The organism is Mesorhizobium sp. STM 4661 (assembly GCF_000359125.1).
Classification (GTDB): Bacteria; Pseudomonadota; Alphaproteobacteria; order Rhizobiales; family Rhizobiaceae; genus Mesorhizobium.
In genome coordinates this window covers 1-12,613 of the sequence record NZ_CAAF010000005.1, presented here as the reverse complement: position 1 = coordinate 12,613, position 12,613 = coordinate 1, and the positions used below count along the sequence as shown (strand labels likewise).

The 12,613-nt window shown below is 61.5% G+C and carries 15 protein-coding genes; 7 read left to right on the top strand and 8 right to left on the bottom strand.

Features of this window, described 5'->3' with window-relative positions; all coding sequences use genetic code 11:
- Window positions 1-53: 53 nt before the first annotated feature.
- The 4 genes from MESS4_RS02560 to MESS4_RS02545 are packed head-to-tail and all read right to left on the bottom strand — an operon-like array spanning window position 54 to window position 3,501.
- Window positions 54-968, bottom strand: a complete 915-nt coding sequence (locus tag MESS4_RS02560; RefSeq protein ID WP_006326135.1) for a nitrilase-related carbon-nitrogen hydrolase — start codon at window positions 966-968, stop codon at window positions 54-56.
- Between the two features lie 26 nt (window positions 969-994).
- Complete coding sequence (locus MESS4_RS02555; protein WP_006326133.1) at window positions 995-1,342, bottom strand: RidA family protein; 348 nt, start codon at window positions 1,340-1,342, stop codon at window positions 995-997.
- Window positions 1,339-2,529: an FAD-binding oxidoreductase gene (locus MESS4_RS02550; protein ID WP_006326131.1), complete on the bottom strand. Its 1,191-nt coding sequence runs from the start codon at window positions 2,527-2,529 to the stop codon at window positions 1,339-1,341. Before MESS4_RS02550 ends, MESS4_RS02555 begins: the two co-directional genes overlap by 4 nt.
- A 3-nt stretch (window positions 2,530-2,532) precedes the next feature.
- Entirely contained in the window at window positions 2,533-3,501 is a 969-nt protein-coding gene (locus MESS4_RS02545; protein ID WP_006326130.1) for a D-2-hydroxyacid dehydrogenase, read from the bottom strand.
- Between the two features lie 202 nt (window positions 3,502-3,703).
- Here MESS4_RS02545 and MESS4_RS02540 point away from each other — a divergent pair, with 202 nt between their 5' ends.
- The 4 genes from MESS4_RS02540 (at window position 3,704) to MESS4_RS34245 (ending at window position 6,600) form a co-directional block, all read left to right on the top strand.
- The gene (locus tag MESS4_RS02540) at window positions 3,704-5,380 is read left to right on the top strand and encodes a cyclic nucleotide-binding domain-containing thioredoxin-disulfide reductase (protein WP_006326129.1); all 1,677 of its coding nucleotides are present in this window, start codon (window positions 3,704-3,706) and stop codon (window positions 5,378-5,380) included.
- Window positions 5,377-5,688 carry a UBP-type zinc finger domain-containing protein gene (locus tag MESS4_RS02535; protein WP_006326128.1) on the top strand — a complete coding sequence of 104 codons (312 nt, stop codon included), beginning with the start codon at window positions 5,377-5,379 and terminating at the stop codon, window positions 5,686-5,688. Before MESS4_RS02540 ends, MESS4_RS02535 begins: the two co-directional genes overlap by 4 nt.
- Window positions 5,689-6,011: 323 nt before the next feature.
- On the top strand, window positions 6,012-6,320 hold the full coding sequence (locus tag MESS4_RS34250) for a hypothetical protein (RefSeq protein ID WP_006326121.1): 309 nt from the start codon (window positions 6,012-6,014) through the stop codon (window positions 6,318-6,320).
- Window positions 6,321-6,324: 4 nt separating this feature from the next.
- Window positions 6,325-6,600 carry a hypothetical protein gene (locus tag MESS4_RS34245; RefSeq protein WP_006326120.1) on the top strand — a complete coding sequence of 92 codons (276 nt, stop codon included), beginning with the start codon at window positions 6,325-6,327 and terminating at the stop codon, window positions 6,598-6,600.
- A 148-nt stretch (window positions 6,601-6,748) separates the two neighbouring features.
- Here the strand turns inward: MESS4_RS34245 and MESS4_RS02525 are convergent, their stop codons facing one another.
- On the bottom strand, window positions 6,749-7,207 hold the full coding sequence (locus tag MESS4_RS02525) for a hypothetical protein (protein ID WP_157385500.1): 459 nt from the start codon (window positions 7,205-7,207) through the stop codon (window positions 6,749-6,751).
- Between the two features lie 115 nt (window positions 7,208-7,322).
- On the opposite strand from MESS4_RS02525, the gene MESS4_RS02520 reads away from it, so the two are divergent.
- A complete protein-coding gene (locus MESS4_RS02520; protein WP_006326115.1) occupies window positions 7,323-8,525 on the top strand; it encodes an O-antigen ligase family protein in 1,203 nt (400 codons plus the stop codon).
- Here MESS4_RS02520 and MESS4_RS02515 read toward each other — a convergent pair.
- From MESS4_RS02515 to MESS4_RS33195, 3 genes are all read right to left on the bottom strand, one after another.
- A complete protein-coding gene (locus tag MESS4_RS02515) occupies window positions 8,473-8,838 on the bottom strand; it encodes a hypothetical protein (protein WP_006326113.1) in 366 nt (121 codons plus the stop codon). The two genes, MESS4_RS02520 and MESS4_RS02515, sit on opposite strands and share 53 nt — an antisense overlap.
- Complete coding sequence (locus tag MESS4_RS02510) at window positions 8,835-9,596, bottom strand: hypothetical protein (protein ID WP_157385499.1); 762 nt, start codon at window positions 9,594-9,596, stop codon at window positions 8,835-8,837. Before MESS4_RS02510 ends, MESS4_RS02515 begins: the two co-directional genes overlap by 4 nt.
- 169 nt (window positions 9,597-9,765) lie before the next feature.
- A complete protein-coding gene (locus tag MESS4_RS33195; RefSeq protein WP_006326105.1) occupies window positions 9,766-9,912 on the bottom strand; it encodes a hypothetical protein in 147 nt (48 codons plus the stop codon).
- Window positions 9,913-10,212: 300 nt separating this feature from the next.
- On the opposite strand from MESS4_RS33195, the gene MESS4_RS02505 reads away from it, so the two are divergent.
- Together MESS4_RS02505 and MESS4_RS02500 are read left to right on the top strand one after the other, a co-directional pair.
- On the top strand, window positions 10,213-11,883 hold the full coding sequence (locus tag MESS4_RS02505; protein ID WP_006326103.1) for a calcium-binding protein: 1,671 nt from the start codon (window positions 10,213-10,215) through the stop codon (window positions 11,881-11,883).
- Window positions 11,884-12,278: 395 nt separating this feature from the next.
- Window positions 12,279-12,613, top strand: a 335-nt coding sequence (locus MESS4_RS02500) for a GFA family protein (RefSeq protein WP_036240491.1), incomplete at its 3' end; no start/stop codon positions are given.

Below are 12,613 nucleotides of genomic sequence, written 5' to 3'. Positions count from 1 at the left end.
TAGCACCCTGCAGGGCGAATTGAGGAAGCTGCTGGGCTGAGAAGGGACAGGTGTCAAACCTGATCCGCGATCAGCCGGTACTGGTCGGGCCGGCGATATCTGGCGAAGTCGAAATTCACCTTGCGGCAGACGCCGATGAGGTCGAGATCGGCGCGGTGCACGATCATTTCGTCGTCGAGCGACATCGCCTGCGCCGCGATCTCGCCGGTCGGAGCGATGATGCAGGAGCCGCCGATCAAGGCCTGGCCGTCCTCGATACCGGCCTTGGCCGCTGCCGCCACCCAGACGGTGTTTTGATAGGCGCCCGCCTGCATCGGCAGATGATTGTGGAACATGCGCAGATGCGCCAGCGCCGGTGCTTCGTCGAGCAGCAGCGGCGTGTTGTAGCCGATGAGGACGATCTCCGCGCCGTTGAGACAGAGCATGCGGTAGGTCTCCGGCCAGCGCCGGTCGTTGCAGATCGCCATGCCGATGCGCACGCCGCGATAGGAAAACACTGGAAAGCCGAGATCGCCGGGCTCGAAATAACGCCGCTCCAGATGCACGGTCGTGCCCGGCTCCGGCTCGCTCGATCCGGGCACATGGACCTTGCGGTAGCGCCCGACAAGCTTGCCGTCCTGCCCGACCAGATCCATCGTATTGAAGCGGCGCGCTGTCCCGTCCACGCGCGTCAACTCGGCGTAGCCCAGCGCGAAGCCTGTCTTCAGGCGTGCGGCCGCATCGTAAAGGCGTTGCGTCTGCGGGCCGGGCATCGCGGGCTCGAAGAAGGCCTCGATCTCGGCCTGATCGTCGATCCGCCAGCGCGGAAAGAAGGTGGTGAGTGCAAGCTCCGGAAACACCGCGATCTCGGCACCGGCGGCAGCCGCTTTCTCCAGCAGCGCGATCAGCCGGTCCACCGTTTCGGCCCGCTGCGCGCTTTTCTGTATCGGGCCGGTCTGGCAAACCGCGATGGTCATGTCTCGAGCCATGCAGTCGTCTCCTCGATGGGCTGGTTTCAGGCCGCGGCGGTGACCATGATCTCGACGCGATAGCCGTCGCCGGCGAGCCGCGCTTCGACCGTTGCCCGCACCGGCATGGCGCTCTTGTCGATCCATTGATCCCAGGCGGCGTTCATCTTGTCGAAGTCGGCGACATCGCGCAGCCATATGGTGGCGCTCAGGATCCTGGTCTTGTCGCTGCCGGCCTTGGCCAGATAGGTGTCGATCTTGGCCAGCACATCGCGCGTCTGCTGCGTGGTGTCGCCCGACAGGTCGTCGGCCGTCATACCGGCCAGATAGACAATTCCATTGTGGCTGAGCACGCGGCAGAAGCGGGGTCCGTTCTCGAAGCGTTCGATTGTCATGCGGTCTTTCCTGTTGTTTGCGTCCCTGGCGCAGAGGTCGTCCTGATCCGGCCAGGCGCAAGATCGCCCGGTTCGATGCCTTGACGCAACAGATCATCCGGCAGCCGTCGGCTGTGGATCAGATCGCGGCATGCCCTGGCGAGAGCCGGCGATGTCTTGACGCCGTAGCCGCCCTGGCCCGCCAGCCAGAAGAAACCTTCGGCCGTGTCGTCGAAGCCCATGACCGGCGAGGCGTCGCTGACGAAGCTGCGCAGCCCGGCCCATTGGTGTTCGATCCGGCGCACCTCGATCGTCGTGGCGCGCTGCAGCCGATCGACGCCGACGGCGACGTCGAAATCGTCGGGGTAGGCGTCCATCGGCTCGCTCGGGGTCGCATCCGACGGCGAGACGAAAATCTGGCCGGCATCCGCCTTGAAGTAGAATTCCTCGCCGACATCGTTGACCAGCGGCCAGCCGGCAATTGCGCCGCCGTCCGGCGCGGCGACATGGAAAGCGGTGCGCCGCTTCGGCACCAGGCCTATCGGCGCTACTCCAGCCATGCCGGCGATCCTGTCCGCCCACGCGCCGGCGGCATTGACGATTGTCGGCGCGGCGAACCTTCCCCGGCTCGTCCGCAGAACCCAGCGATTGCCGTGCCGCTCGATCGCCTCGACGCCGGCATCGGTGACGATCTGGGCGCCACGCTTGCGCGCATTGCGCAGGAAACCCTGATGCAGCTCGTTGACGTCGATCTCGCGCGAGTCCGGTTCGACGATCGCCCCGGCGACATAGTCGGACCGCAGCACCGGCACGCGCGCCAACGCTTCCCCGGGGCTTATCAGATGGATCGACGGCACGAACTGCCTGGCCCTTTCGAGCTCCTCCTCAAGCCGGCCGAGCTGATCCTGGCGCGCGATGGTCAGCATGCCGCGCGGGCGCATCAAGGGATGATCGCAAAAGCCCTCCGGCGGCGCTTCGAGGAAAGACCTGCTGGCAATCGCCAGCCGCCTGACAACAGCGTTTCCGTAGTTCTCCGTGAAGCTTGCGGCCGACCGGCCGGTGGAATGATAGCCGCAATGGCTTTCGCGCTCGAGCAGGATGACGGACGAGACGGCCGCCAGTTCATAGGCCGCGCTCGCGCCGGCAATGCCGCCGCCGATGATGACGATATCGGCTTCCCGTATCGAGGCGCTGTCGGAAGAATTCATGGCCTAGTAACCGCGTGTTGGATCGACGACGTTAAGCAGCTTTTCGCCGCGCTGGTAGCGGCTGAGATTGTCCGCGAACAGGGCCAGGGCTTTCTGCTCCCAGCCCGCATAGACCGACGAACAATGCGGCGTGACGATCACGTTCTCGTACGACCAGAGCGGGTGGTCCGCCGGCAGCGGCTCGGAAGCAAAGACATCGAGCGCCGCACCCCTGATGCGGCCGGCATCGAGCGCCGACAGCAGGGCCGCCTCATCGACCACGCCGCCGCGCGAAACATCGATGAGCACCGCCGATGGCTTCATTGCGGCAAACGCCGCCGGGCCGATCAACCCGCGCGTCGTCTTGAGCAACGGCACGCAACAGATGATGAAGTCGGCACGCCTGCAAAGCACCGGCAGCGCCTCCACGCCGTGCACCTCGTCGACATCGGCGGTTGGCCTGGGCTCGGCCCGCACGCCGAGCGTCGTCATGCCCATCGCCTTCGCCCGCCGCGCCAGGGCCTGCCCGGTATGGCCAAGGCCAAGCAGCAGCAAGGTCTTGCCCTGGATCGGCTCGACCGCACCGGGCACCCAGGCCCGCGCGCGCTGATGGCTGGCGAACTTTCGAAGATCGAGCGAGAAGGACAGCATCGCGCCCAGCGCGTATTCGGCCATCATGTCGGCGGCGGCGCCGGCGGCGTTGGTCACGGTGACTTTTTCGGGGTCCCAGGGGCCGAGATGGTCCGTCCCCGACCCGCCGACCGACACCCATTTCACCGTCGGGCTTTGCAGCAGCGCCGAGCGCGGGAAACGCGCCGTGCCGTCGAAGCGCACGGAATAGACGATCTCGGCCTGTGTCCGGTCGATCACGGCGCCGAGGCCGGCGTAGCTCTCGCAAGGGTGAACCGCCAGCCCCGGATGCCTTTCGCGCAACCGCTTCATTGCAAGGGCCGGCGCGTTGGTGTGAAGGATTACGGTGGGGCCAACTGTCATCGCCGTGTGCTCGGGCCTTCCTGCGGATCATGTCCGGTTTCGCCAACCGATCAGCGCGATTTCACCGAGATTTGCAAGCGTGACCGCCGAGGGATTTTCGATCAGATATCGTGCCGGTCGGTCTCGGCTCGGCACCAGACCACGGCTCTTGCGGATCAAAAACCGCTTCAAACGGCGCGGCCGTCGCGATACGGTCGACCCCATGTCTCAATCCACAGCCTTCACGGCCCGTCGCGATCAGATGTTCCCCACGCTTGGTGAGGTCGACATCGAGCGTATGCGCCGTTTTGGACAAGCCAGTTCCTACGCCGCGGGCGAGCTCATCGTCAAAGCCGGCGAGGTGGCGCCCGGCCTGGTCGTCGTCCTGTCGGGCAAGGTGGATATCATCCAGAATGGCCTCGGCCGGCGCGAGACAATCGTCACCCACGAGCCGGGCAGCTTCGTCGGCGAACTGGCGCAGCTTTCGGCCCGCCCCTCGCTGGTCAATGCGGAGGCCATCGAGCCGGTGGAGGCGTTCGTCATCGCCTCGCAAAGGCTGCGCGACCTGATGGTGCAGGAGGCCAATCTCGGCGAGCGGATCATGCGGGCGCTGATCCTGCGCCGTGTCGGCCTGCTCGAGAGCGGCGCCGGCGGACCGGTCATCATCGGCTCTCTCGACAGTGGCGACGTCTTGCGGCTGCAGGGTTTTCTGGCCCGCAGCGGCCAGCCTTACCGCGCGCTCGATGCCGAGACCGATCCGTGCGCCAAGACCTTGGTCGAGCGCTTCCAGGTGGATCCCCACCATCTGCCGATCGTGCTCTGTCCAAACGGCAAGCTGCTGCACAATCCCGGCGAGAACGAGCTCGCCCGCTGCATCGGGCTGTTGCGGCCGATCGATGCCGGCAAATTGTACGACGTGGCCATTGTCGGCGCCGGCCCAGCGGGGCTGGCGGCTGCGGTCTATGCGGCGTCCGAGGGCCTGTCGACGATCGTCCTCGATTGCCGTGCCTTCGGCGGGCAGGCCGGCGCCTCCTCGCGCATCGAGAACTATCTCGGCTTCCCGACCGGCATTTCGGGCATGGCGCTGATGGCGCGCGCCTATAACCAGGCGCAGAAGTTCGGCGTCGAAATGGTCATACCCGACGAAGCCAGGCTGCTGAGCGGTGCGGCCGGCATGACCGGTTACGTGCTTGATGTCGGCGACGGCGAGACCGTGCGGGCGCGCACGGTGGTGATCGCCAGCGGTGCGCGCTATCGCCGCCTCGATATTGCCAACCTGGGGCAATTCGAGGGGCAGTCCGTGCATTATTGGGCCTCGCCGATCGAGGCGCGGCTGTGCGCCGGCCAGGAGGTGGCGCTGGTCGGCGCCGGCAATTCGGCGGGCCAGGCGGCAGTCTATCTGGCCAGCCATGTCGGCAAGGTGTGGCTGCTGGCGCGCGGCGAAAGCCTGGATGCCAGCATGTCGCGCTATCTGGTCGAGCGCATCAGGGCGCAGCCCAACATCGAGGTGCTGACCGGGACCGAGATCGAGGCGCTGGACGGCCACGAGGCCAATCTTGCCACAGTGCGCTGGCGCGACCGCGAAAACGGCGTGGAGACGGAGCGCCCGATCCGCCATCTCTTCCTGTTCATCGGCGCCGACCCCAACACCGACTGGCTCGCCAACTGCAACGTGGCGCTGGACGCCAGGGGTTTCGTGCGCACCGGGCCGGACATCGGAGCGACGCATGCCGTGCAGGAAACCAGCCGCAGCGGCGTGTTCGCCATCGGCGACGTGCGTTCCGGCTCGGTCAAACGCGTCGCGGCCGCCGTTGGCGAGGGTGCCCAGGTGGTGGCGGCACTACACGCATATCTGGCGCAAGGCCAGCCCACGGCACCCGAACCGGTCAGGAGAATATGATGGCGGATGAATGCAGCCATGCAGGCGATGTCAGGGACGTGACGCCGAGCGCGCTCGGCTGCGAGGAATGCCTGAAGAGCGGTTCGCAATGGGTGCATTTGCGGCTCTGCCGTACCTGCGGCCATGTCGGCTGCTGCGACGACTCGCCCAACCGCCACGCCACCAAGCACTTCCACGCCACCCGCCATCCGGTCATCGAAGGCTACGACCCGCCGGAAGGCTGGGGCTGGTGCTATATCGACGAAGTCTTCCTCGACCTCGGCGACCGCACTACGCCGCAGAACGGCCCGATACCGAGGTTTTATTGAGGCGTGGGCGGGGCGTTAGGAAGCGATCGGCATCGCTACCAGCCATGGCGCATCCATGCATCCAAATCGCGAGACGACAAAACGCGCTGGGTATATTCCCAGTCCAGGCCGCTATCGTCTGCAACATCAGGAAGGTAACGAAGCTCCATCGGCGGGCGGGATAAATTCGGCGCGGACAATCGTTGTCCAGCTTGTGGCCGCGCGGATGGACTTTTTGAAGAGATCGAAGCCTGTTGGCCTCAAGCCTCTTTCGTCGCCTCTCATCCGGAATTCCACAACATAGAGGGGCTCGTTTTGGTCAAACGCGCACCGGTCTATCACTGATGCCATTCGTCCTGCCGGTTCTTTTTCGCCTGCTTGGCATCAATGCCGGGCCTGGCACCAAGATGACCCCTTATAGTGTTCGCACCGCCCGCCGCGGCCGCCATACCATCGGCGAGAACGGGATAATCAACTGCTACTTCTCATTCGATCGACCGGAAGCGCAGATCAAAATTGGCCGGGACTGCTACATCGGTAAGAGCCACCTAGTTGCAGCCGACCGCATATCCATCGGCAACGATGTTGTGATCTCGTGGGGCGTGACGATCGTCGACCATCTCGCATTCTCTCGACTGGCGGCAGCGAGCTAAAGATGTGGCAGACTGGCGTCATGGCAAGAAGGACCGGACCGATATCGGCATCGCGCCGGTGACCATCGATGATAATGCCTGGATTGGCATGGGTGTGACGATCTTAAAAGGCGTCACCATAGGCGCGGCCGCTGTTGTTGGTGCCGCTTCCGCGGTGACCAAAAATGTTGAGCCCTTTACTACAGTGGTCGGCGATCCGGCGCGTGTAATCAACTCCACATGGCAGCACGCCGAAAGGGCTGAGATCGCTGCGGCAGCAAAGCGCGGCCACCAACCTTAGGCACGAGTATACGCTCACCAGTCCCGACGCAGCACGGCTTTACGTCGGCCTGTACAAAAGGCCGGGCGATGAGATTGCGGGATAAACCTGCCGGGCGGTACGCTCGAGCCGAAATGACTCGGGCGAATAGATTTCAGATAATGGCTGGCTAACGACAAGCCTTGTAAGTCGAACCCGCCTGGGCTGGCAGACCGCATACCAATCCGGCATCGACTAGCCTTGCCGCAACATCGGTGCCGTCTGGCAAGAAGCATTGTGCAATAACTGACTTGCCGTACTTCGCCGGTATTTTTCCATCGCAAGGCGTCCCCATGCCGACCGGCCGGCAGTTCAGGGTTTTACCTTGGAAGTCTTTTCTTGCTGTCATCGTTGCAGTGGTGCGCGCGACCGGGTTTGATTCGACACCGCATAGGATGATCCTGGTAGTCCCGATCCAAAGATCATCGATCGAGCGGACCGTGAAGTAACCACTGAATGCGGTGAGCGCCTCACGTGGCTTTTGGCGGTCGGGATAGCTCTTGGTGCCCATCCCCTGCAAAACGGCAAAAAAAGCGCCTGCGAACAACAGAAGACAGAACCCCAGAATCGCAATTCTTTTCGACGACAAAAGCCGTTCCTTTTCGGCATTCGAACACTGGCCAACCTCTAACAGCCGGGCTCTTGCTTGGCTATGCCGAGTACCAGTGATAAGTAGGAGCCCTTCCCTGTGAGAATGAGGCACAATGCCGATTTACAAAGACCTATGGGCGTGGACTTTTGCACTGTCCATCACCGGGTATCCCTTGATAGGGATCGCCTCTGCGTTCAGCGATAATGAAAGCCTGTCACCGGCCTTCCGTGCAGCAGTCCTAGCGCTTTCGGTCTTGTGCTTTATTTTCGTTGATCGGAAACGAGATTTCCGCTTCGGGAGCGTCGCGCTTCTTGGTTTCGCGGGCCTGTATCTGGCAAAGCTCTGGATCGATTTGGAGTACGGCATCGACGGTGCGGACGATGCCATGCTGTTTGTTCTGATAACAGCAGTGGCGCCGGCCATTCTTCTTGCTGCGGCGACGCCGAAATGGTCTGAAATCAATGTCGCTTTGGCGATTTTCACGATCAGCGCCCTCGCCGTGGCAGCCATCCTATGGTTGGATTATACCGGCGCCGATGTCTTGACGCGCGACCCTTCAGACCGCATCCAGTTGGAAAAACTTAATGCTATCTCGATAGGCCATACCGCAGTTACGGCGCTCATTGCGTCTTACGTCCTGCTCCGATCCACCCGACGCACTTCAGCCAGGGTAGGAATCGTACTGGTGGTCATCGCATCCCTCTACACCGTCTATTTCGCCGGAGCACGCGGCCCGGTGATGTCTCTGGCCGCGTGCCTGGTCTTGTTTCCGGTCCTGAAGCCGAAGGCAATGACCGCTATCTGGTGCATGGTGCTCGCGGCGGCCAGCATCCTGGCGCTGGCATTGACAGACATAACGCCCCTGCTCGAAAAATTTAATCTGGCAACGATGGACGGGAACCGATCCGCTTTGGAGAGGCTTGATTCCATCTCCATGTCGTGGAGCCTGTTTGCCGAAAACCCGTGGTTTGGGTACGGCACGCAACTCCCCTTCTGGCTCTACCCCCACAATCTCTTCATGGAGGTTCTGCAAGCCGTGGGAATTGTCGGGATGGCAGTCTTTTGCGTGGTGCTTGTGCAGATGTATTCCGCTGTCAAGCTCTTTGCCGACCTGCGCCTGTCGCTGCTCCCTCTCTTGACCACGCAGTTTTTTGTCGGGGCTCAGTTTTCCGGCTCGATCTACGGTAGCGGCTCGCTTTGGATCATCACGACGGTCCTGCTCTTCCGAGCCAACGCTATTAGGAATGGAATCCGCCAACCTATTAGTTATTGGCACGGCTTAGGTAGCCGGTCAGCATCGATTCGCGGAACTTGAAAGCATCCGAGAGACACCGATCCGCATAAAGCTTCGCGAAGCGCTGATCGTAATCGCGAAAGGCGAAAGCCCTGCATGAGCCGCGGACGAAGGCCATGAATTTGGCTTGTTCTTCGCGGATCGATGCCTTCACCATATCCCCTAGAGAGGACGACATCACCGCCCGGAAAGTGTCGTTCATCAGACTTTCGGTGTGATCGACAAAATACTGCACGCAATCCAATCGGCCTGCCTGCTGGCATTCGTCAAAGGCAGTTTGAGCGCTGGCATTCGTGGCCACAATCGCGAACAGCAGAGCGAGCCTTGCGATCAAGGATTCTGCTCCCGCAAAAACCGCAGGGTGGCCTGCCACCACTCGGCTTTCTCGTCCCATTTCATCGGTTGATACGGTCCAGCGCCGCGAATGGTGCCCCAGATGACAATTCCATCAGCCATCCTCCTGCATGTGTCCAGTTGGGCGTACCAGTAGTCGCCGGGGAGAAATGCGTAGGTCTTGTGAAACTGGGGCCAAAGGAAGCAGTAGACCGGCTTGCCCGATGAAATCCGCCGCGCCTCCTTAAGGTTGGCTTCGGCGTAAACAACCCACGCGTCTTTATCCCCATAGAACGTGTAAAGCGATGGGTAGAGATCATCCACATACGGGATGAGGCCGGCAGCCAGTTGAGAGTTCGCCCCCTGCCAAGCCGAAAAACCACTCTCGCCGTTAGCGCCGTTTGCCCTCCAGTAATCACGCACCGGCAAGACACTGTAGAGTCCAAGGCGAACGCTCGGATCAGCTTTCTTGAGAGCTGCAAGGGTCTGCTGGTATTTGCTTATCGTGAGGCCTTGGCCATCACCTTCCAGTGGCCAGCTTTCGATATCGATTACGAGGTGATTGCCGTCCCTTGGCTTCTCTATCGCCTTTTTTGCCTGATCAGCATTAGGAACGTCTGGCCCAAGAATGTGGGGGCTCACGATCGTCATATGTTCAAGTCCGAACTGTCGGAAGTCCTTCGGTCCACCTTCGAAAAACAAATCCTCGAACACCCTGAATTCTGCGGCCTGTCCGGGCGCGGTCACGCTGACAAGCACTGCAACCAACCATGCTCTGAGTACGCGATCTGGGTAACCCATGCGGCGGCGATGGGAACCGCTACGGCGTAGGCGAAAAGGTTTTGGTTTGTAAATGGCGATTCTCCTTCTGTCCGCGGGGCATGCTATCTACCACTTCTAAGGGCTCCTCCGGCCTTTTTATTCGACCTCAGATAGCGGCGCCAGAGGACGCGTAGCAATCCACCATCCAGTCATATGCGTACATCATATGATCTTCGTCCAGCGCGCGGCTGAATATCTGGGCGCCAAGCAAAAGCGGTGCAGCGCCTGATCCGCCGTCCGCGCGCAGGAACATGCGGGGCACCGGCCCGCCGATCGCGCGGGCGGCGCTCGGCCATTTCGATCAGCGTGCGGTCGGAGGAGATCACACAGGCCGGACCTGGCGTTCGGCGATGCGAACCGGCCGGCTCCTGGTTATCCAACAATCGCCCCCATCAAGATTCCGGTAAGGCCGTGCAGTCAAATCGCATGACAATTGGCAATCCATCGAAGATCAATGATTCTATCAATGCATGTCACTAATTGATTTGGCGCTAATATGGACCCTCGGATAGGCAGGGGTCGGGGCGCTGCAGAATCGTACGAAGGATATCGCATGGCAATGCACTTCACCTGGGGCGCCTCCGCTGCCCAGGCTCAGGCCTATGGCTTCAATCTGGTTGATCTTCAATACGCCTCATCGGTCAACGCCTTGCCGGCTGGCTCGAAGGCCCTGATCTGGCTGGGCGAGAGCAATGGCGTAACCCAGTCGTTTATCGACAAGGTAACGCCTCTCATCGGCAATTCGAAGGTTTTGGGGTTTTTTCTGACGGACGAGCCTGATCCGACCGGCAAATACCACACCAAGGTGAGCGCCGCCAACCTGAAGGCGGAATCCGACTGGATCCATTCCCATTTCCCGGGCGCCAAGACTTTCATCACCCTGATGGACATGGGGTCGTTCTCGGATTCGAACTATTCCAATACCTACAACCCTGCCAACACCGGGATCGATTATTACGGCATAAACCCTTATCCGGTGCGCACCACCGCAGTGGACTTCAACTACATCGACAGAGCCGTGGCTGCGGCTTTAGAGGCAGGCATCCCGAAGAGCGCGATCATTCCGGTCTATCAGACGTTCGGCGGCGGCGGCTGGGCGACCAATACGGGCGGGTCATATGTCATGCCGACGACGTCCCAGATGCAGACCATGATGGACCACTGGGAGAGGCTGGTCCCCAATCCTGCCTTTGACATGGCGTATAAATGGGCCTCGCAGAACGGCGAAACCTCGCTCGGCAACACATCGTCGATGCAGTCCTTTTTCCTGCAGCACAACACCAGCACGACCACCCCGCCGCCTACCACCCCGCCTCCGACCACCGATGTTCTGGACGGCACAAGCGGAGCCGATGTGCTCCACGCAGTCGGTGCCCGCACAATGACTGGCTATGGTGGCAACGACACCTATCGTGTCGATAATGCCGGCGACAGGGTGATCGAGGCGGCGGGCGGCGGCACCGACAAGGTGCTCGCTGCAGTGAGCTATGTGCTTACAGCCGGCGCGCAGGTCGAACTTCTCGCCACCAGCAACGCGGCCGGCACGGCGGCGATCAACCTGACCGGCAACCAGTTCGCCCAGACCATCCAGGGCAATACCGCTAGCAACCTTATCGACGGTCGCGGCGGCGCCGACACCATGACCGGCTATGGCGGCAACGATGTCTATTTTGTCGACAATGCCGGTGACCGCGTGAGCGAGGCGGCAGGCGGTGGCGCCGACAGGATCCTCACTTCTGTGAGCCATGCCCTTTCGGCCGGCCAGTCGATCGAGCTTCTCGTCACTGCGAACCCGAACGGTCTCGCGGCAATCAACCTCACCGGCAACGAGCTCGCCCAGACCATCCACGGAAATGCCGGCGCCAATATCATCAACGGCGGCCGTGGCGCCGACATCCTGACTGGCAAGGGAGGCAACGACACCTTCGTCTTCAATAGCTCTATTGGCGCCGGCAATGTCGACAGGATTACCGACTTCAACAAAGTCCAGGACAAGATCCACATCGACAACGCAATTTTTGCCGGGCTGGGCGCCGGCGCACTCACAGCTGCTGCTTTCTTTGCGGGTGCGGCCGCGCACGACAGTTCCGACCACATCATCTACAACAATTCAACCGGGGCGCTCTCTTTCGACAGCGACGGGATCGGTGGCGTAGCTCAAATACAGTTCGCCACTCTTTCTCCGGGCCTCTCGCTTACGGCATCCTCGTTCTTTGTCGTTTGAACGAGAGGACTGTAGTCAATGCAGTACGGTGTTTGCGGGGCCCGGCGAGATGGAGTCCCCCGCAGAGGCCGTGCTTGAAGCCGTCTGGATAAAATTAGTCGATCAGCAATTTCGACGCTGCTTCTCAAAGGCGTCCCGAAAGCGAGTTTTGGCGTGACGCCTTGCAGCGAGTTTTCCGGCTAAGCCTATGATATTGTTGGCGAGCCAACTCGGCACTCGTATGTCATTACTGTGCCGATTGATTTCCGAGAACATTACCTGCACGCAGAAGCTCTGAGCGATGATCACCATCGCCCGCTACGGAAGAACGACGCGTACCCACCCGTAGCGGGCAATTGCAATGACAGTGCTGTTGGCTGTAACCATTCCCAGCTTGATTTTGGAGGAGACGCGGCATGGACCGGTTCACCGGCGGTTGCCTGTGCGGCAACGTCAAAATTGTGGCGTCGGGTGCCCCATACCGGGTCGGCATTTGTCACTGTCTCGACTGCCGCAAGCATCATGGGGCCCTTTTCTATGCTGCCGCGGTGTTTCCTCAGCATGCGGTGACGATCGAAGGCGAAACACGCGACTACGCCGGGCGGTTTTTCTGTCCCCGTTGCGGCTCGTCCGTTTTCGCACGCACCGCGGACGAAATCGAAGTGCACCTGGGATCCCTGGATGCCCCTGACCAGTTGACGCCAACCTACGAACTCTGGATCGTCCGTCGCGAGTCCTGGTTGCCGCCGGG